The sequence below is a fragment of the Arthrobacter silviterrae genome, from assembly GCF_011045165.1.
GTDB lineage: Bacteria > Actinomycetota > Actinomycetes > Actinomycetales > Micrococcaceae > Specibacter > Specibacter silviterrae.
On record NZ_JAAKZI010000043.1, the window covers coordinates 1 to 19,447 of the forward strand.

The following is a 19,447-nucleotide window of genomic DNA, read 5'->3' on the forward strand; positions in this document are numbered from 1 at the left end:
AATGTCCCAGGAAAATACTTGTCCGGGTCCGGTCGCGACCAGCTCCGGGACGGCCCGGGCCGGATGGCGTGCCTGTCGGCGGCGTTCCTTGACCTGGCAGTTCTCATCCAGGACACGGTAAAACGTGGAGATTGAGCACAAATAGGTGCCCTCATCCAGGAGTCGGGCGTAGATCTGCACCGGCGGCAGATCCACGAACTGTGCCGAGTTCACGGTCGCCAGAATGTGCGCGCGTTCAGCCTCTGAGAGCTTATTTGCCGGCGCCGGGGCGGGCGCTGGGTCTTCGACCGGCCGGCGTGGTTTACGGGTTGCTGTGGCCCTGGAGACCCCGGCGATCACGGCCGCGTCCCGGGTCGGGATGTCCGCCTCCGTCAGGGCGGTGTAGGCGCCCATCAGGGTTTCTTGTACCAGGGCTGCTGCTCCGCGCTTTCGGAGATATCCTCCAAAAGCAGTCGTGCTTTTTCCATTATCGACAACGCCGCCTCGGTCCGTGCCAGCTTGCGTTCACTCACCTCCAACTGCCGACGTAGACGCCCGATTTCCGCCTGTTCAGCAGTGGGCTTGCCGACCTTCTCGCCAGGCTTTTTGCCCTCAAGGACGCCGGCGTCACGGAGCTTGCGCCACTCGGTGATCTGGGAGGAATAGATACCCTCGCGGCGCAGGTAGGCCCCGCACCCCGCACCGTCATCTCGAGCGGTCTCGTAGGCACTGAGATGGGCAAGTTTTTGTGCCGGGGAATACGACCTTCGCGGGGTCGGTCCACCAGCCCGGGGGCCGAGATTACTCATGGACCCATTCTCCCGCTTCGGGGAAATAGTCGAGACAGACATTAGTGATGATCCTGATTCTCGCCCTACGAATTAGACGAAGTTGCTATGAGGTACTGGCCTTACCCAACCCTGACACGTAGGGACGCGCCGGCCTCTTATCGGGCTCTTCAGCAACCTGTCTAAAACAGTTCGTTAGTGGTCGCAGCCGCCCTCATCAAGCGCCGCACGTGCCCGGGTGGTGTCGTGAAGGTCGGACAAGAACGTTTCCTGTTTCTCGATCTGACGGCGGTAATAGTCCTGCGCACCTTGCTTGGTGATCCCGAGGGCATCACCGATTGCTTCCCACGTTGCCCCTGCCTCGCGTGCTTCTTCCATGACGTACCAGCGGCGGCCGACGAGCAGATCGACTGCTGCCCTATTTGCTTTGAGCGCGTCGAGCGCGCTTGCATCAGGGAGCTCGGAGAGGGCGTGGAGCGCAATGGCCTCGTTCCCGCCCCGGGCGATTACGCGCCCCCACACAGCGCGCTGTTGGTAGGTGGACCAGACGCCAATGTACTCAGGGAGGTCCGGCGGCATCTGGAGTGGATTGTTCTCAGTCATAAACGTCAAGCTATCTTGACTTGTCCTAGCGCGTCAAGTACTCATGACACCAGAGCCGGTCGTGTTAGACGACGGAGGCGAGACAGCTTTTGCCGGCCATCAGGTCGATAGAATGAAGCCCATGACCGATTCCGGCGACCTTGCCATTCCCGACGACTACGGCCTCCTCCTCGATTCCCTCAAGGAACGGGTGCGGTCGGCACAGGCGCAGGCACGCCGGACTGTTAATACACAGCTGATCAGCCTGTACTGGTCCATCGGACAGGACATCCTCACCCGCCAGGAACAGGACGGTTGGGGCAGTGGTGTCATTGGCCGCCTGGCCCAGGACCTGCACACGGAATTCCCTGACATGAAGGGCCTCTCCCGTTCCAACCTGTTCTACATGCGCGGGTTTGCCGCGGCCTGGCCGGAGCCAATTGTCCAACAGGCTGTTGGACAATTGCCGTGGGGCCACATCACGGTGCTACTGGACAAGAAGCTCGGCCATGACGCGCGCAACTGGTACGCGGCGGCCGCGGTCGAGCACGGATGGTCCCGCAACGTGCTCATGAACATGATCATGAACAAAACGCTTGAGCGATCCGGTGCCGCGCCGTCAAACTTTGCCCGGCAGCTCGTCGCACCCGATTCCGAACTGGCCCAACAAATCGCCAAGGACCCCTACAATTTTGAATTCCTCGGCCTCTCGGGTGAAGTAGCCGAACGCGACCTGGAACAGCGGCTCATGGACCGCATGGTCGAAACCCTGCGCGAGCTCGGACCCGGGTTCGCCTTCGTCGGCCGCCAAGTACATTTCGACGTCGACGGCGACGACTTCTACCTGGACTTGCTCTTCTTCCATGTCGAGCAGCTGCGCTATGTCGTGATCGAGCTCAAAACCGGCAAGTTCAAGCCGGACCACATCGGTTATGCACAGCCGGACGTTATGCCTGCGGCGGCGTGATCGGTGGTGCTGCGGCGTTGGCGATGGTGGTAAATGCATTGCATAACGTTCCAGTCTTGAGTGGTGGTGCACAAGCGCCGCGACTCAAGTCTGGAGGGCTGTTGTGGAGAACAAGATTGACACGGTCGCCGATCTCGTGGGGGCGATCATCGCTGAAATGGAGCGGCTGAACTATAAGCCGTCCGTCATCAAGCAGTACCGCATCGTGTGGGACAAGCTGTGCGCGCACTCAGGCGCGATGCCTGTGGGTGCCTTCAGCATCGAGCACGGCATGGAGTTCTTGGAGGACGTGCTCCACATCCGCTCCCACCCGCTGAGCGAGGCGACTTCGCATCGGTGGATGAAGGCGATCTACTTGCTGAGCGACTTCAACCGGACCGGCGTCCTGACGCTTCGCAAGCCCGGGCGGGAGTTCGTGTTCAACGGCGCGGCCGCCGCCCCGTTTCAGGCGTATGTGGCCAGCATGGCAGCGAAGGGCATGTCGGCGGCGCACATCCGCAACTCGAGCGTCTATCTGGAGAGGCTGGCGACGTTCTTGGATCACGCTGGCCTAGAGGATATCTCCGGGCTGGAGCCGGTTCATGTTAACGGCTTCGTCGAGAGCCTGGCGGTCTACGAACTGCCGACGATCTACCACACGGTATGCGCCCTGCGCAGTGTGCTGGGCTATTTGCGAGGGGAAGGCATGAGCCCGCTGGTGCCCAGGATCCGCTACACGAAGAAGGCCCGGATCCCCTCGGCCTACTCCCGAGAGGAGGTGGAGCAGATGGTCGCTGCCATCGACCGGGGCAGCCCCCGAGGAAAGCGTGATCTGGTGCTCATCCTGCTGGCGGCAAGGCTCGGGCTGCGAGCCTCCGACATCGCCGGACTGCAGTTCTCGAACCTCAGATGGGAGCAAGACGCCATCGAGATCATCCAGCACAAGACCAGCCGGGTACTGGCGCTGCCCCTGCTCAACGACGTTGGCGAAGCCATCATCGATTACCTGCACAACGCCAGGCCGCACTCGGACTCCGAGTACGTATTCCTCAAATTGCACGGCCCGTGCGAGCCGATGCAGCCGACGACGATCCACGCCGTGGTCCACACCCGATTGAAGGCGGCAGGTGTCGCAATCCCGCAGGGAAAGAAGCACGGGCCGCACGCACTCCGGCATTCGCTTGCCTCGGCCCTGCTGGAGAAGAAGGTGCCACTGCCGGCGATCGCGGAGGCGCTCGGGCACGCCGACACCGACTCGACCGCGGGCTACCTGAAGATCGATCTGGGACAGCTGCGAGGCTGCGCGCTGGACGTGCCCGGCCTCTACCAGGGGTACCTCGACAGCCTGGGCGGTGGCGGCCATGAGGTTTGATGAGCAGGCGTCGTACTACGAGTCCGTCTTCGCCGCCCACATGGCCGGCTTCATCCGCTACAAGCGTGCACAAGGCCTGAGCTACGCCGACGTGCCCTGGTCGTTGCGGGCGCTGTCCAGGTTCATCGCCTCCACGGGCCTCACCGACCTGGCGATCAGTCAGGAGCTGGTTGACCAGTGGTGCTGCAGGCGGCCCAACGAGCGTCGCAGCACCCAGCACGGACGGGTCGTGCGCACCAACCAGTTCCTGATCTATCTGGCTGCACTGGGCCTCCCCGTGGCGTTCCCGCAGTCCCCGAACTGCCGGGGCGATCGAGAATCGTTCACCCCATATGTTTTCACCCGACGCGAGCTGGACCAGCTCTTCGCCGCCTGCGACCGGCTCAAGGCCAAAGCACCCTCGGTCATGCCGGTCCTGCTGCCGGTCTTGTTCAGGCTCCTGTATGGGTGCGGCCTGCGGGTCTCCGAGGCGCTGAACCTGACCCGCGGTGATGTCGATCTCAACAACGGGTGCCTGACCGTCCGCCATGCGAAGTTCGATCAGGACCGCCTTGTCCCGCTCTCATCGTCGATGGCCGACATCATGCGCCGCTACGACGCCACCGCACCGCGGCTCTTCACCGCCGAGCGCGACACCCGGTTTCTCACCCATAAGGACGGCCGGCCGGTCACTTCCGACAGCATCTACAGGTGGTTCAGGAAGACCTTGTGGGCGGCGGGCATCTCGCACGGCGGCCGTGGTCATGGCCCCCGTGTCCATGACCTGAGACATGCGTTCGCCGTCTACTCGCTCAAAGCCATGGTTGATCAGGGCGCCGATGTCTACTGGGCGCTGCCGGCTCTGGCCACCTACCTCGGCCACGCCTCGGTCGCGGCAACCGGCCAGTACGTCCGCCTGATCCCGGACATGTTCCCCGAGGTCACCGCCGCTGTGAGCGCCATCGCCTCGCGCGCGATCCCAGGTGGCGGATCCGAATGACCACCCACGACTTCCAGCACTACCTCTCCGAGTTCCTCGCCCGGTTCCTGCCGGGTGAGGTCGGCTCAGCGACGAACACCATCAAGTCCTACCGAGACACATTCACCTTGTTCCTGAGGTATTGCAAGGCCCACGAGGACATCACCCCCGAGCACATGACGTGCGGGCTGTTGACCAAAGAGCTCGTGGAGCGATTCCTGGCCTGGCTGGAGGCCGAGCGGGGCTGCTGCCCAGCGACCCGCAACCAGCGACTGGCCGCGATCCGATCGTTCTGCCGCTACCTGCAGGTCCGAGACGTCGAACGGATCGGGCAGTACCAGCGTGTCTTGGCGATACCAAAGAAGAAAACCACCACCGCCCCACCCCGCCACGTCTCGGTCGACGGGATCCGGATGATCCTCGACCAGCCCGATACCAGCAGGCCCTCTGGGCGGCGCGATCTCGCACTGCTGGCGCTGATGTACGACAGCGGCGCCAGGGTCCAGGAGATCGCCGACCTGACCTTTGGCGACCTGCGGGCCGATCCGCCCGCAACAGTCAAACTCACTGGCAAGGGCAACAAGACCAGGATCGTGCCGCTGATGGCCCCGACAGCCGCCTTGGTCCAGCGTTACGCCGACGGTGCCGGCCTCACCGGCCCCGCCAGCAGGTCCCGGCCCTTGTTCCCCAACCGCGCAGGGAACAAGATGACCCGCACCGGCATCGCCTACATCCTCGACAAGCACGTAACCGCCGCGAGGGAAGGCGACCCCGCGGCGTTGCCCGACACGATATCGCCACACACCTTCAGGCACAGCAAGGCCATGCACCTGCTTCAAGCAGGGGTCAACCTCGTCTACATACGGGACATCCTCGGCCACGCCGACCTTAAGACCACCGAAATCTACGCCCGCATCGACGGCGAGATGAAGAGACGAGCACTCCAGAGCGCCTTCACCAACCTCGCCCCATCCGATGCCATGCCCTTGTGGCACCAGGACAAGGACATGCTCACCTGGCTGACCAACCTCGGACACTGACCCCCACCACAGCGGGGCGTTATGCCAAGAACCCCTTCAGCGACTGCCGTCAACACGCCAGCGCGAACGAAGACTTCGGCATAACGTCCGGCTGTGCATAACCGGCGTTATGCGCAGCTGCGCATAATATCGGGCAGCTTCAGTTCTACATCGCCCTGGTCGAGGACCGACTCCGCAGGGAAGCCCATGCCCCTACCGTGGGCATCCTCGTCTGAGGCAGCCACAAGGACCACACCGTCCGCTACGCACTCAACCAGGCCGGCTCCCCCATGGCCGTCTCGAGCTACACCTACGAGACACTCCCCTCCAACGAAAAAGCAGCCCTGCCCAGCGAGGACGACCTGAGCACAGCACTGGATTGGGCCCAGAACCCAGCTTCCCAGGACTGACTGCGATTGCAGGAAACGGCCGACTGCCCGCGCCGTCCTGCTGACAAAACCAGTCCCTGACCGAATTTCCACCGCGGGTGGTTTGGATGTTGTCCCGGGGTGAAATCCTCCAGGCCTGGGTCCGCGAGGACGGCTTTACTTCTTCCCTCCGTCGTTGGCCTGCGGTTCAATCCGGGCAATGAGCGCGTCCTGGGTTTGTTGCAGAGTGGCGACGGTGGCCCGGGCCTCGGCGAGCTGGCTCTTGAGCTCCGCAATATCTTCGGCGTGCTTTCGATCTGCAAGGGCCAGCTGCTCGCGGGCCTCGGCCGCGGCGGCTGCGTTGTCGCGGGCTGCCTGGTTGCTTTCTTCGACCTGGGCCTTTAGTTCCTTGACGTTCTCCTGGTGGGTGCGGGCGGCAGTGTCGAGGTCGGCGGCGAGTTCGTTGATTTCACGGTCTTTGTGGGCCTTTTCGTCCCGCCAGGCCTTTTCGATGATGTCGTGCTCGGCCGTGGCGGTACGGACGGCTTCCGCCCAGACGGTGCCGGCGAGGCGCAGGGCCTGTTCGGTGATGGTGGCCGGGGTGGCGGCGATCTTGGAGCCGGCGCTGTCGCGCTCGGCCCGCCATTCCTTCAGGTACCTGGTGGCGTCGGCGTTGGACACGCCGGCAGCTTCGCGCACGGTGGCGACCGTGGGGTTCTTCTCCGCGCTAATGCGCTCGGCGGCGGCGTAAACGCGATCCTTGACTGACTGCTCGGCCATGGCGGCCCTCCCTTGGTAGTAATCGTAGTAGTAATACTACTACGATTACTACCAAATGAACACGACTCCACCACATGAATTCGAGGACTCCCCCGGCGTCCGCCGTGCCAGTGCAGGACATCCGCTGCGGCGGCTGCCGCAGCCTGCTTAGCGGGTTCCCATGGCCAGGGTGGGCGTCCCGTCAGCGGTCGCGAGCTGGTGGAGGCCACGGCGGGCATAGATGGTTTTGTGGCTGACACTGCGTGCTTCGGCGTACAGCGGCGCGCCGGCCGGGACGGCACGGTCTATGGCCGCCCTGGCAAAGGCCAGGCCTTCGCCGGTTTGCGGGTACAGGGCAAGGTAGGAAACCTTGTACGCCTCCCGACCGGGCAGGACCCGTCTCCAGTGCCGGATGGCGGCCGTGTTCCGTACGGAACGGCGGGGGTGCATCTCCCGCAGCGCGGGGATGACGGCCAGCAGCAGCAGGAGAAGGACCACGGTCCCGACTCCCCCGCCGGCCGTCATGACCGCCAGCAGGGCCTGGAGCGCGGCCCTGTCTGCCGTGGAGATCCACGCCACCAGCGCGATGGACGCCACCGCACAGACGCCGGCCAGTGCGAGCCGCCTCCACAGGATTGGTGGTTTCTTGTGCTCGATGGCGATGAGAGCCTTCTTTTCCCAATGCCACAGCCGGCCGCCGCAGGCCAGCAGGGCAAGGGAGTAAAGGTGCATCAGATAGAGTCCCCGGGCGCGGCGGCGAATCCGGCTCTTGCTTGAGTCGGCGGCGAAGGCTTGTGCGGCTGTCCAGGCCAGGGCGGGTGTGTCCCGCAGGCGGGCCCGCTCAATCTTCACGGCCTGCCCTGGTGCTCGGTGGTCTGTTCGGCCCGGGTGCGCTGTCCCGGGCGCAGGCTGCCCGGGCCGGCCCCGTCCCAGGGCCGCCCGTGGTTGTGCCTGCGCTGCAGCCGCCTCACTTCCTTCAAGGTGGCCGCCTCGATCAACTCGGAGATGGAAGCGTAGCCTTCGAGCTGGCCGGCGGCCAGGAAGGCTGCCCGGACCTGGTCCGCATCACTGGTGGTGAAGTAGGGCGCGAACGACGATGGTTTCCTTTTACTCATGACCATCCCTGTCCCAGGCAACTACGCCACCGGCATAGTTGCCAACACGGGTGTGTTCCCTGGCTCGGCGGACCTGAGCCATGGTCATCGTGTTGGCCAGCTCCGCCCTGATCTCCTCCCGGCAGTGTTCCAGGACCAGCTGCCGGCGCGCCACCAGGTCTGCCAGGTCTTCCATGCCGGCCCTCTCATCCTGGTGTCCCTGGGCCAGGCCGGTTTCGTAGCCGCTCATCCAGATGCGCCAGGCCAACGGGTCGCGGGTGATGAATCCAGCCAGCTCTTCCTCGTCCATGCCACTCCCCTACTCTCCCCGCCCGGCGGCGCCCGCCAGGCTGCCGGCGTGAAGGGCCGCAGCTTCGTCGATGAGGTCGGGACGCAGGCCGGACCAGTGGAAATGGTCATCCACCACGGGGCTTGGGAGTAGCCGAGTTCTTCGGTGACGTACTCCAGGGCGGCCGGCGTAGCGGTCAGGTCGACTTCCTGGAAGGGGACACCCAGGGCGGTGAACTTCTCGGCCGTCTTGCGGCATCCGAAGCATCCGGGCTTGGAATAGAGGGTGATGGTCAGCATGGTCAGTACCTGGTTTCGTATGGTCAAAAGTTTCGTTCGTCTGTGCTGCTGCATATAGTCAATTATACGCTTCATTCATATGGATGAATAGATGTTCTTGCCCTGGATTTCGCGGAAGTTAGCCACTATTTGAACCAGTTTCGGTATCGTTTCTGGCGTGCGCGGCGCCTGCCCTTCCCCGCCGGCCCAATATGCCGTCCATGCTGCCTTTAACCGGTTTGAATCGTCCTGCCCTTAAAAGACGAAGTGGCCAGCCGTATTGGAGGATCGGCTGGCCACTTCATCGAAAAGTCTACGGGATGCCCTCACCATTGCACCGCAATGCCGCCGTCACCGAGTCTTGGCCAGGGACGCCACCTTGCCAAAACTTGTCAAGGTAGGGCGGGCGGGCCTTTGTTCATTGCAGCCCGGTGCTTCCGTCCGGTGATCTACCAGTGCAGAATGGGCTCATGTGTGGACGATACGTGGTGGCGCGGGGAGTAGGCATTATTGCAGTTGCCGCAACTGGACTCCACTTCAGTGGGTGCTTGGGGCCGATTTTCCGGTGATGGCTCATGATCCTAGTTCCAATCTTTGATCGCCGGAGACAGTACCAGCTCTAGCTAGGACGCGAATGTCAGCCAGGAAATATGATCCGGCAGTGTCATCGTGAAAAGGTGGCCTATCCTGGGGCAGCAAAGAGTGTGTCGTTTCTTCTGAAGACGACCGCCGATGGACAGGAAAGAACACGCTCTACATCTGGGACGTTCACGACCACTCTGACCGGAACATCGGCATTGAGTGCCTTTGGTGTTGGGTGTTTGAATGGGCGCATGGGTGATCGCAGTGTGCTGGTCTCAGGCGGCGGCGTTGCCGGCTCGACCGTTGCGTTCTGGCTGGCGATGTCCGGCTGGTCCGTCACCATCGTGGAACGGTCCGCCGGCACACTTTCCAGTGGCAGCCCTGTCGACGTGCGGGGGTCCGCCGGCGCCATTGCGAGGGGGTTGGGTATTTGGCCGGACCTTCAGGGGGCTGCCACTGGTGTTGAACGGCTGGTTTTCGTTGACGCCGGCGGGCGGCCCCTGGCATCAATCAGGACGCAAAAACGCGGCGACCACCATAATGAGGTGGAGGTTTCACGGAATGTACTCATCGGCCTGCTGCTCGGCAAGGCCCGGGAGAACGGCCGCATCATCGAGGGCGACTCGGTCACCTCCTTGCACCAAGACGGCGGCGGGGTGGACGTCGAGTTCCGGCGGACCCCTTCCCGGCGCTTCGACCTGGTGGTGGGGGCAGACGGCATCCACTCCACCGTCCGGGCGCTCGCTTTCGGTCCCGAGGATCGATTCGCCCGCCCCTTTGGCATGTTTGTGGGCACGGTGCGCTCCCACGTGCCGATCGAGGATCCGCACACGGTGCTTATGTACAACGAACCGGGAACCTCCCTGGCCATCCATCCGGCCGGCGGGAAGCCCGGATTCGCTTTCATCTTCCGCGGCCAGCACGACGTCGACTACCGCGACGCCGACCAGGGCAGGCGCCTCGTCGAGTCCACCTACGCCGGCGGAGGGTGGCTCACCACAAAAGCACTCCAGGAATGGGGCGGGACCGGGGAGAGGTACTTCGACGCCGTCACCCGCGTTGATGTGCCGCAGTGGAGCGCAGGACGGGTGGTTTTGCTCGGGGACGCGGCCGGTTGCATATCCTTGTTCGGAGAAGGCTCCAGCAGCGCGATCGTCGGAGCCAAGACCCTTGCCGAGGCGATCGCCAGGCACCCCTGCGACCCCTCGAGTGCCTTCGCCGACTATGAATACTCCCACCGCAAATACGTCCGGCCGCTGCAACGCGGTGCCGGCATCGCATCTCGCCTCCTCGTGCCCAAGACGCGATCTGGCATCACGATCCGCAATGCAGCCTTGAACGCGCTCCCCTTTCCGAACAAGCGGTGAATCTGCCCCTGGGGGTAGGCGTTGACGGGACCCCCTGTTGCGGAATCCGGGCCGGGCGTCTGGCACCCCTTGCCTTGCGCTGAACACGTGTTTAGTATTTTGAGTATGAGTTCAGCAACGGATGGGCGGGACCTCACCGCCCGGGCAACGATCCGCAATGCAGCGCTGCGCCTGTTCGCCCACCGGGGGCACGACACGGTGACGGTGCGTGAGATTGCCGCCGCCGCGGGGGTGTCGCCGGCACTTGTGCTTCACCACTTCGGGAGCAAGGACGGGCTGCGGGCCGCCGTCGACGCCCACGCGGCCGAGTCGCTCGACACGATTTTTGCCGAGTTGGGCGGTGAGGAACTCGCCGGGATGCTCGCCCGGGGTGAGGCGACGACGTCGGTGGCCGAGTCATTTGTCCAGGTTTTCCCGCCCGGATCCCCGCTGCCGGCGTACCTGCGCCGGCTGCTGCTCACCAACGACCCTGCCGGGGCTGCCCTGTTTGCCAGGTGGTATGCCACGACCCGTGGCGTATTGGAGGCCATGGTTGAGAACGGAATCGCCGCTCCCACCGGCGACCCGGCCGTACGCGCGGCGTTCCTGCTGGTCAACGACCTCGCGGTGATCTTGCTGCGCGAACAGATCACCACCGCCATTGGTGATGATCCACTGACGCCCGCGGGCCTCACCCGGTGGACCAAGGACGTCACCGCCGTCTACACCGGGGGCGCATTCGCGGACCCGGGAAAGGAACCTCCGCCATGACAACCGCCGACTTTGTGATCCGCACCGAGGGGCTGAGGAAAGTCTTTGGAAAGGTTCGGGCGCTTGACGGCCTGGACCTCGCAATCCGCCAAGGGGAGGTCCATGGCTTCCTCGGTCCGAACGGTTCCGGCAAGTCCACGACGATCCGGGTCCTGCTCGGGCTGATGAAGGCCACCTCGGGCCGCGCCGAACTTTTCGGCCGCGACCCGTGGGCGAACGCCGCGCTCCTGCACCACCGCCTGGCCTATGTCGCCGGTGACGTTGCCCTCTGGCCGGCGCTGACCGGGGGCCAGTGCCTGGACGTCCTGGGCGCTACACACAGCGGGGTCAACAAGCGACGGCGGGCGGACCTGATCCAGCGATTCGACCTCGATCCCACCAAGCGGGTGCGCGACTATTCCAAGGGAAACCGGCAGAAGGTGGCCCTAATCGCCGCCCTGGCCGCCGACGCGGAACTGCTGGTCCTGGACGAGCCGACCTCGGGCCTGGACCCTCTCATGGAGCAGGCATTCCAGGAATGCGTCCGTGGCCGCCGCCAGGATGGCGCGACCGTGTTGCTGTCCAGCCACATCATGGGCGAGGTGGAGGCGCTGGCGGACCGGGTGAGCATCATCCGTCGGGGCCGCACCGTCACCAGCGGCACCCTGGCCGAGCTGCGCAGCCGCACGCGCAGCACCGTCCACGCCGTCACGGCGCGCGAGCCCGACGGTCTGGCCGGGGCCGAGGGTGTCGCCGACCATCACACGGAGCGGCTCGACGGGCATGTGGACTCCCGGTTTACCATTGACACCGGGCATTTGGATGCCGTCATCGGGCGCCTCCATGCGGCCGGCATCCACACGCTCACGGTCACGCCCCCCAGCCTGGACGCCCTGTTCCTGAGAAACTACGAAAAGTCACCCACCCCGGACGAAGCGGACGGCGACGTGGTGGCCGCGGAGGCTGCATCATGAGCACCGGAGCCCATGGTGCACCGGATCATGCGGGCGGGCTGGCCACCATGCTAGGCATCACGGCTCGCATTCAGCGGCGCAACGCACTCTTGTGGGTGCTTGTGCTGGGCGCATCCATGGTCGGCACCGCAGCCGGCGTGGCCTCCCTCTATGACACTCCTGCCAAGATCTACAGCTACGCCGCGGCAGTCACCACAGGCAATGCCCTGCTGGCCATCAATGGCAAGGTCGAGGGTATCGATTCCCTTGGCGGCGTCATCCAGGACGAGTTCGGTTTCATGGCCTCCTTCCTGCTGCCTTTGCTGGGCATCGCCCTGGTGGCACGGGCGACGCGCCGTGAGGAAGAAGCCGGCCGGCTTGAACTGCTCCTGGGAGGGCGCATCGCCCGCCACGAACCTACACTTGCCGCGCTTCTTGTGGCCACGGCCACGATCACAGTGACGGCCGTGCTGTTCGCCGTCGGGCTGGCGGTCTCTGGCGTCGCGGTGGCGGGTTCGATCCTCTACGCATCCTCCCTGGGCGCACTGGCCTTCGTCTTTGCCGGGCTCGCAGCCCTGCTGGCGCAGCTCACACGGCACGCCCGGGACGTCTACCTCTGGTGCGTGATGGCCCTGGCGGCATCGTATGTGCTGCGCGGCGTCGGCGACACGACCCGGACGTGGGTGGGCTGGCTATCTCCGCTCGGATGGGCCGAAAAGGCCGCACCGTTTGGGGCCCAGCGGTGGTGGACGCTGGCAATCCCGGTGGCCGTGGGACTCGCTTTCGGGGGCGCGGCAGTGGCGCTGGCTGCCCGGCGCGACCTCGGCAGCGCCCTGGCCGGCGGCGGCGTCGGCCCCCAGCACGCTTCCCCTGCGCTGCGAAGCCCGTTCGGATTCGCGGCCTGGCTCCACCGCCCCGCCATCCTCGGCTGGCTCGCCGGCGGCGTCCTGCTCGGAGGGATGATGGGGGCACTCTCCAAGCAGCTTCTCGGCGCAATGGCCGGCAATCCCGCCCTTGCCCAGGCCATGGGCATCGCCGGCGGCCAGCCCCTTGACGGGTTCGTCGCCGCCACCCAGCTCTACCTTGCAGTCATTGCCGCCGGGTATGTCGTCCAGGCCTTCGGCACCCTGCGGGCCGAGGAAGCAGACGGACGCCTGGAGACGCGGCTTTCCGGCACGTTGACCAGAATCCGCTGGCTCGCCACGCACACATTGGTGGTGCTAGGCGGGCTCATTATTGTGGTGCTGGTGTCCTCCCTGGTGCTGGGCCTGGCGACCGCAGTCTCGGTCGGCAACTTGGCAGAACTCGGCCCCACCCTGGCCTCCGGGCTGGCCTACCTTCCTGCCGAGCTCGTGTTCGCCGGCCTGGCGCTGGCGCTTTACGGCTGGCGCCCCCGCTTGTTCTTCATCGCCTGGGCCGGATACGCCGTGGCCACGTTCATCGCTTTCCTGGGGCCCGGCCTGAAGTTCCGCCAGTGGGTGCTCGACGTCGCACCGACCACCCATGTGGGAAACCCCCCGCTGGGGACGGCCCAACCCGCCGCTCTCATCGTGATGGCTGTCATCGCCCTGGTCCTCGCTGCGGTCGGCTGTGCAGCCTTCCGCGGGCGCGGGGTGCCCCAGGGCTGATCTCCCACTGGCAGTCTTTCATCGACGTACCAAAGGCCGGCCGTCGCAGTGGATTTGGCAGATCCCTGTACCGCCCCCAATGCCCCGTGCCGGTGGCCCGCCCGATGACCGGGCGAACTACCGGCACCGTTTTTGAACCAGCCGCCGTCGACTGCGACGCCCCGGCCGAACGGGCGTGGCCGCCGCAGATCGCCGGCGGTGAAGACGGCTTGCGGTTTCCTTACCGGGGGGCGCGAGAGAGCAGCCGGAGCACCGCTTCCTGGCTGAGCCACCCTTTCAACACGCCGCTTTCGGTGACGGGCAGCCCGCCGCCCGCCGGGGAGTCCAGCACCAGCTCCACCACGGAGTCCAGGGAGGCCGAGGGCCCGACCGTGGCGACATCCTCGGCCAGGCCCGCCAGGGAACGGCCGCCGGGATCCGCGGTCCCGCCCAGTTCCGTGGAGAGCATCTTGAGTGTGACGACCCCGAGCAGACGGCCGTCGGCGTCGGTGACGGGCAGGCTGTGTTTGCCGGAGGCTAGCAGCAGCCGGGAGCCCTCGGCGGCGCTGAGGCTGCCGTCCAGGGCCCGGTGGCTTCGGTCCATGACGGCGCCGACACGGGTGGCCTGCAACAGCTCGGTGCCGGGGTGCCGGGTCAGGTCCACGCCGCGGCGGCTGAGCTTGAGCGTGTAAATGGTGTCCGGGGACAACAGCTTGGACACCCCGGTGGCCACCACGATGGCGAGCATGATCGGCAGGATGATCGAATATTCGCCCGTGAGCTCAAAGAGGATAATGACAGCGGTGATGGGCGCACGGGCCGCCCCGGCGAAAACGGCGCCCATGCCCACCAGTGCGAAGGTCCCCACCTGGCCGTGGAGCCCGGGATCGATTGCTCCGACGACTTCCCCGAAGGCCGCCCCAAGCATGGCCCCGATGAACAGGGACGGGGCAAAGACGCCGCCCGAACCGCCGATCCCGATGGTCAGGCTCGTGGCCACGATCTTGCCCACCAGCAGCACCAGCAAGAAACCCACGGCATAGCGCCCGTCCACACCGGCCTGCAGGACGGGGTAGCCCACCCCGTACATCTGTGGCAGCGCCAGCAGCAGCAGCCCCAGCAACAGCCCACCCACAGCGGGGCGAAGCCAGTTGGGCAGGCGCCAGAGATAATCGCACAGGTCCTCGATGGCATACAGGACCCGGGTAAATCCGACCCCGGCAAGACCCGCGAACAAGCCCAGCAGGAGAAACAGCGGGAATTCCCATCCACTGCCGAGGTGGAAGGGGGGCAGTTGCAGGAAGGCCTGGTCGCCCAGGAACGTCCGCCCCACCACGGAGGCGGCCACGGAGGCCAGGACCACGGCACCAAAGGAGCCAGCCTCGAAGTCCGCCAGCAACAGCTCCAGGGCAAAAAAGACTCCCGCAATGGGCGCATTGAACGTCGCGGCAATGCCACCGGCCGCGCCGCACGCCACCAGCGTCCGGACCCTGGAATCGGGCATCCTGAACACCCTGGCCAGCCACGACCCCAGGGCCGAGCCGATCTGCACGATCGGCCCCTCCCTGCCCACGGATCCGCCGGCACCGATGCAGATCGCCGAGGCCAGGGCCTTCACCACCGCGACCCGGCCCTTGATCCGCCCGCCTCGCCGGCTGACCGCGTACATGACCTCCGGGACACCGTGGCCGCGCGCTTCGGGGGCAAAACGGTGGACGAGCGGTCCGTAGACCAGCCCGCCCACGGCCGGGGCCAGGACCACGAAGAACGGCCCCAGCGACCCAAGCCACGGGTGCGCCGGGTGGCCCTGGACTGCCGAATAGTCCACCTGTCCGGAGAAGAAGATGGTGGCGGCGGAGATCATCCAGCGAAACGCAACGGCGGCGAATCCTGCCCCGGCCCCCACCACCAGGGCCACGGCGATCAGCTGGTATCCGCCTTCCGCAGCGGGTTTCCAGATGCCCTGCCACAGGGCCGCCAGACCGCGCCTCGGTGCGCCGATGGTTGCGGGCATGCAGGGATCCTCACGTCTGGGCTTGCGCCATAATTTTATGCACTCATGCAATATATGCCATACTGCAATCATGAATCCTAGCACCCCGGCCGCGGTGACCGGCGACGCCATCGTTGAAACCCTGACGGCCTCACGCGCCCTGCTGGGCGTCATTGCCAGGTCGCTGGCCACCGTCATGGACACCGTGACACTGCCCCAGTTCAGGGTGCTGGTCGTGCTCTCCGACTTTGGCCCGCTGCGCATGGGCGAGCTCTCCGAAAAGCTCGGCGCCAACCAGTCCAGCTTCAGCCGGTTCGCGGACCGCATGGTGACAGCCGGCCTGATTTCCCGGCAGGTGGGCACCACCAACCGCCGGGAAGTGATTATTTCCCTCACCAACCATGGCAGGGACATCCACGACACGGTCACCGAGGCCCGCCGGGCCGAGATCGCGGCCCTGCTGGGGACCTTGTCGCCGGCGGAGCGGGAGGCCGTGAAGACCGGATTTGAAATCTTTGCCGGGGCCGCCGGGGAACCGCCAGCTGCGGACTTGATGATTGTGGGGCTGTGAGCGTGCGCCTTTCCGGCATGCCGCCGATGCCCGGCCTGGGCAACCCGCACGCTGTCATGTCCGGGCCCATGTGGATGCCCACTGCACCTCCCACCGTTGCCAACGTGCTGGCCTGGCATCCGCAGCCGATCCCCGTGATGCCGGCCCTGGCCGTGGCACTGCTGTTTGGCTACGCGGCAGGGCTGCTGGTGCTGCGGCGCCGAGGCGCCGCATGGCCGGTGGGGCGCACCATCATGTGGATCGTTGGCGTGGGGAGCATCCTGTTTGTCACCGGCACCGGGATCGACGGTTACGGCATGGAGCTTTTCAGCGTCCACATGATCCAGCACATGGCGCTGAACATGCTCTGCCCCGTCTTTTTGGTCCTCGGAGCCCCCGTGACCCTGGTGCTGCGGGTGCTCCCGGCCGGCCACGGCCGCGCCGGGAAGGCGCGCCGGGGCGTGCTTGGTGTCCTGCACTCGGTTCCCGCCTCCATCCTCACCCACCCCGTGGTAACTTTTGCACTGTTCGTGATGAGCCTGTACGGGCTGTACTTCACCCCACTCTTTGACGGGCTGATGGGCACGTGGTGGGGGCACAACCTCATGCTGCTGCACTTCCTGCTGATCGGTTTCCTGTACTTTTGGGGGATCCTGGGCGTGGACCCTTCCCCGCGCCAAACCGGCCGGGGACTGCGGTCCATTTCCGGGGAGGTGCTGCCGGTGCTCGAACTTGCCGCGACCACCCCGTTCCACGCCTTTTTCGGCGTGGTCGTCATGATGTCCACCACCTTGCTGGTGCACTTTTACGCCACGCCCATGCCGGGCTGGAACATCATGCCGCTGGCGGACCAGGGCGTTGGCGGCGGCATCGCCTGGGGCTTCACCGAGTTCCCCACGCTGCTGGTGCTAGGGGTCCTGGTGTCCAAGTGGCAGCGCTCCGACGTACGCAAGGCAGCGGCCGCCGAACGCCGGGCGGCCCGTGTAGGGGACGTGGACCTGGATGACTACAACAGCTACCTGGAGGGCCTGGCGTCCCGGGACGGGACCCGGCCATGAGCCCCTTGGCGGTTGCTGCGGCAACGAGTTACGCCTTCACCCTGGGGCTGGTGGCAGCCATCAATCCGTGCGGGTTCCCCCTGCTGCCGGCCTACCTGGCCCTGTTCACCGGGGGGACCGACGGACGACGCGCGGCCAGGACGGCCAAGGGGCTCGTCTCCGGCGCCGGCGTCACCTGCGGTTTCGTGGCCGTCTTTGGCACGCTCGGCCTTCTCCTGGTCTCCGGGGCTGCCCTGGCCTCGGGATGGCTGCCGTGGTTCATGGTCGCGGCCGGGTTCCTGATGGCGGCACTGGGCCTTTCGACTCTGTGCAGGCATCCGCTTTACCTGCGGCTGCCCACGCCCAGAATCGCGCCGGGAGGGCGGACGTTTGCCGCGACGTTCGTCTTCGGCATCGCCTACGCCATCGGATCGCTGAGCTGCGCCCTGCCGCTGTTCCTGGCCGCCGTGGGCGGCTCGTTCACCCGCCTGGGGTTCTGGGCGGGCCTGGCCTGCTACCTTTCCTACGCCCTGGGCATGGGCCTTTTTGTGACGGGCGCAGCCGTCGCGACGGCCATCGCGGGAAGCGGGCTGCTGCGCCAATTCCGCAAAGCCGGGCGCGTCCTGCCAGCGGTCTCCGGTGCGGTGCTGGCGGCATCCGGACTCTACCTCTCCTATTACTGGGCCGCGGACCTTCTCCACTTCCCGATGGCCGCCGGCCCGTTTGGCGCCGTGGGCGCCGTGCAGGGCGCAGTGACGTCCTTCATCGCAGGCCACATGGCAACCACCGCAGCGGTCCTGCTGACCGCGGTACTGGCAGGCATCGCCGTCGTCACACTCAAAACCCGGACAAGCCCCGGAGACACCCGGGAGGCTGACCATTCGGAAGGAAAAACCCATGCCTGAAACACCCACACCGGACCCCACACCAATCCCCCGGGGCAGGGCGCTGTTGTGGGGCGGGGCGGGAACCCTGCTCCTGATGGCCGTGGTCGTGGTGCTGCTCGCCTCGGGGATGGTGCCAAGCACCCGCGGCAACCCGGCAGCCCAGGGAAGCACCGCCGTCGAGCCCGGCATCAACGCCGCCGCCTCCACCCTGCTCCAGCTGGACCCGCAGTCCGCGCCCCAGCTGACGGCCCCGGCCCTCTCGCTGACAGACCAGGCAGGCAGACACGTCACGCTCGCCCAATTCCGCGGCAAGTCCGTGGTGCTCTCCTTCAACGACGACAAGTGCGAGGACCTGTGCACGCTCCTGGCCCAGGACGTGGTCGCCGCCAACAAGGACCTGGGCGCGAACGCCAAGGACGTGGTGTTCCTCTCCATCAACGCCAACCCTTACTACCCCTCCCCATCAGCTGTCAAGGAATGGACGGACAGCCACGGGCTGGCCGGGGACACCAATTGGGTGTTTGGCACCGGCAGCCCGAAGCAGCTGGCCGCCGACGCCGCCGCCTACGGCGTGCCGATCGAGCTGGACCCCAAGACCAAATCAGTCGTCCACGGAACGGAAATCTTCTACATCGACCCGGCCGGCAAAGAAGCGGCCCTGGGCCAGTTCGGCACCGCATCCGCCAACACCGAGCTGTACGCCCATGCCATGGCCCAGGCCGCGGTGGACCTGCTGCCCAATGCCGCCTCAATCCACGTCGCCGGACCGTCGCCGGCCGCGACGGCCAGCCAGGCAGGAGCCTCGATCAACGCCGCCGCACCCGCGATCACACTGCCGCGGCTATCCCACCCCAACAGCACCACCTCGTTGGGCGCGTTCAAGGGCAAGGTCACCGTGGTCAACTTCTGGGCCAGCACCTGCACCGCCTGCGTGGCCGAGATGCCCGCCATCGAACAGGCCCACAAGAACCTGGGCAAAAGCACCAACTTTGTCGGAATCGACGTCGCCGACAACCCCCGCGATGCGGCCGCCTTCGCAGCCAGATACGGCACCACGTACCCCCTGCTCAGCGACCCCGCCGGGACCGCCTCCGGCGCCTACCAGATTCCCGGCCTGCCGTTCACCGCAGTCATCGGCCCGGACGGAACCATGCTGGTGCGCCACCCCGGGGCCATGACCGCCGAACAGCTGGAGTACGTCCTCCACAGCCTTGCCCAAGGAGGAAGCTGAGGTTGGGCCGGATGAGCTGACCCGGCCCAAATGCCGCTGCCTGCCACGAGCCACCACATTCCCGATCCCGCTAATTACC

The 19,447-nt window shown here is 65.9% G+C and carries 19 protein-coding genes and 2 pseudogenes; 12 read left to right on the top strand and 9 right to left on the bottom strand.

All coding sequences use genetic code 11. The annotated features are described in order from the left end of the window. The 3 genes from G6N77_RS20495 to G6N77_RS17585 form a co-directional block, all read right to left on the bottom strand. The coding region (locus G6N77_RS20495; protein WP_165183471.1) for a helix-turn-helix domain-containing protein at nt 1-393 on the bottom strand (393 nt) is incomplete at its 3' end. Beyond that, nucleotides 393-788 (bottom strand): hypothetical protein, encoded by a 396-nt coding sequence (locus G6N77_RS20500; RefSeq protein ID WP_165183472.1) that lies wholly within the window; start codon nt 786-788, stop codon nt 393-395. The genes G6N77_RS20500 and G6N77_RS20495, both read right to left, overlap by 1 nt. A 174-nt stretch (nt 789-962) precedes the next feature. Then, entirely contained in the window at nt 963-1,370 is a 408-nt protein-coding gene (locus tag G6N77_RS17585) for a hypothetical protein (RefSeq protein WP_165183473.1), read from the bottom strand. Between the two features lie 121 nt (nt 1,371-1,491). Here G6N77_RS17585 and G6N77_RS17590 point away from each other — a divergent pair. The 4 genes and pseudogenes from G6N77_RS17590 to G6N77_RS17605 form a co-directional block, all read left to right on the top strand. Next, nucleotides 1,492-2,280: pseudogene (locus tag G6N77_RS17590) on the top strand (PDDEXK nuclease domain-containing protein); the annotation flags it as partial. A gap of 139 nt (nt 2,281-2,419) precedes the next feature. Then, on the top strand, nt 2,420-3,667 hold the full coding sequence (locus G6N77_RS20385) for a site-specific integrase (RefSeq protein WP_165183475.1): 1,248 nt from the start codon (nt 2,420-2,422) through the stop codon (nt 3,665-3,667). Then, nucleotides 3,657-4,646 carry a tyrosine-type recombinase/integrase gene (locus G6N77_RS17600; RefSeq protein WP_165183476.1) on the top strand — a complete coding sequence of 330 codons (990 nt, stop codon included), beginning with the start codon at nt 3,657-3,659 and terminating at the stop codon, nt 4,644-4,646. Before G6N77_RS20385 ends, G6N77_RS17600 begins: the two co-directional genes overlap by 11 nt. Then, nucleotides 4,643-5,665, top strand: coding sequence for a site-specific integrase (locus tag G6N77_RS17605; RefSeq protein ID WP_165183477.1), 1,023 nt, complete (start codon nt 4,643-4,645; stop codon nt 5,663-5,665). The genes G6N77_RS17600 and G6N77_RS17605 overlap by 4 nt, the downstream gene beginning before the upstream one ends. 524 nt (nt 5,666-6,189) lie before the next feature. Here G6N77_RS17605 and G6N77_RS17615 read toward each other — a convergent pair. The 5 genes and pseudogenes from G6N77_RS17615 to G6N77_RS20390 form a co-directional block, all read right to left on the bottom strand. Beyond that, a complete protein-coding gene (locus G6N77_RS17615) occupies nt 6,190-6,792 on the bottom strand; it encodes a DNA-binding protein (protein ID WP_165183478.1) in 603 nt (200 codons plus the stop codon). A 147-nt stretch (nt 6,793-6,939) separates the two neighbouring features. Continuing rightward, on the bottom strand, nt 6,940-7,623 hold the full coding sequence (locus G6N77_RS17620; RefSeq protein WP_165183479.1) for a hypothetical protein: 684 nt from the start codon (nt 7,621-7,623) through the stop codon (nt 6,940-6,942). Next, a complete protein-coding gene (locus tag G6N77_RS17625) occupies nt 7,620-7,886 on the bottom strand; it encodes a ParB family protein (protein WP_165183480.1) in 267 nt (88 codons plus the stop codon). Before G6N77_RS17625 ends, G6N77_RS17620 begins: the two co-directional genes overlap by 4 nt. Beyond that, nucleotides 7,879-8,175: a hypothetical protein gene (locus G6N77_RS17630; RefSeq protein WP_165183481.1), complete on the bottom strand. Its 297-nt coding sequence runs from the start codon at nt 8,173-8,175 to the stop codon at nt 7,879-7,881. The genes G6N77_RS17625 and G6N77_RS17630 overlap by 8 nt, the downstream gene beginning before the upstream one ends. A gap of 176 nt (nt 8,176-8,351) precedes the next feature. Further along, nucleotides 8,352-8,528, bottom strand: a pseudogene (locus tag G6N77_RS20390) (glutaredoxin domain-containing protein); the annotation flags it as partial. Nucleotides 8,529-9,265: 737 nt separating this feature from the next. On the opposite strand from G6N77_RS20390, the gene G6N77_RS17640 reads away from it, so the two are divergent. From G6N77_RS17640 to G6N77_RS17655, 4 genes are all read left to right on the top strand, one after another. Beyond that, a complete protein-coding gene (locus G6N77_RS17640; protein ID WP_165183482.1) occupies nt 9,266-10,381 on the top strand; it encodes an FAD-dependent monooxygenase in 1,116 nt (371 codons plus the stop codon). A gap of 105 nt (nt 10,382-10,486) precedes the next feature. Next, the gene (locus G6N77_RS17645) at nt 10,487-11,131 is read left to right on the top strand and encodes a TetR/AcrR family transcriptional regulator (RefSeq protein WP_165183483.1); all 645 of its coding nucleotides are present in this window, start codon (nt 10,487-10,489) and stop codon (nt 11,129-11,131) included. After that, a complete protein-coding gene (locus G6N77_RS17650) occupies nt 11,128-12,084 on the top strand; it encodes an ABC transporter ATP-binding protein (RefSeq protein ID WP_165183484.1) in 957 nt (318 codons plus the stop codon). The genes G6N77_RS17645 and G6N77_RS17650 overlap by 4 nt, the downstream gene beginning before the upstream one ends. Further along, nucleotides 12,081-13,691, top strand: a complete 1,611-nt coding sequence (locus tag G6N77_RS17655; protein ID WP_165183485.1) for an ABC transporter permease — start codon at nt 12,081-12,083, stop codon at nt 13,689-13,691. The genes G6N77_RS17650 and G6N77_RS17655 overlap by 4 nt, the downstream gene beginning before the upstream one ends. Nucleotides 13,692-13,911: 220 nt before the next feature. Here G6N77_RS17655 and G6N77_RS17660 read toward each other — a convergent pair whose 3' ends face one another. Further along, nucleotides 13,912-15,684, bottom strand: coding sequence for a chloride channel protein (locus G6N77_RS17660; protein ID WP_165183486.1), 1,773 nt, complete (start codon nt 15,682-15,684; stop codon nt 13,912-13,914). A 70-nt stretch (nt 15,685-15,754) separates the two neighbouring features. Between G6N77_RS17660 and G6N77_RS17665 the strand changes: the two genes are divergently transcribed. The 4 genes from G6N77_RS17665 to G6N77_RS17680 are packed head-to-tail and all read left to right on the top strand — an operon-like array spanning nt 15,755 to nt 19,368. Further along, the gene (locus G6N77_RS17665; protein ID WP_165183487.1) at nt 15,755-16,234 is read left to right on the top strand and encodes a MarR family winged helix-turn-helix transcriptional regulator; all 480 of its coding nucleotides are present in this window, start codon (nt 15,755-15,757) and stop codon (nt 16,232-16,234) included. Further along, nucleotides 16,231-17,271, top strand: a complete 1,041-nt coding sequence (locus tag G6N77_RS17670) for a cytochrome c oxidase assembly protein (protein ID WP_205678393.1) — start codon at nt 16,231-16,233, stop codon at nt 17,269-17,271. Before G6N77_RS17665 ends, G6N77_RS17670 begins: the two co-directional genes overlap by 4 nt. After that, on the top strand, nt 17,268-18,155 hold the full coding sequence (locus G6N77_RS17675; RefSeq protein ID WP_165183488.1) for a cytochrome c biogenesis CcdA family protein: 888 nt from the start codon (nt 17,268-17,270) through the stop codon (nt 18,153-18,155). Before G6N77_RS17670 ends, G6N77_RS17675 begins: the two co-directional genes overlap by 4 nt. Then, nucleotides 18,148-19,368: a redoxin domain-containing protein gene (locus G6N77_RS17680; protein WP_165183489.1), complete on the top strand. Its 1,221-nt coding sequence runs from the start codon at nt 18,148-18,150 to the stop codon at nt 19,366-19,368. Before G6N77_RS17675 ends, G6N77_RS17680 begins: the two co-directional genes overlap by 8 nt. Nucleotides 19,369-19,447: the final 79 nt, after the last annotated feature.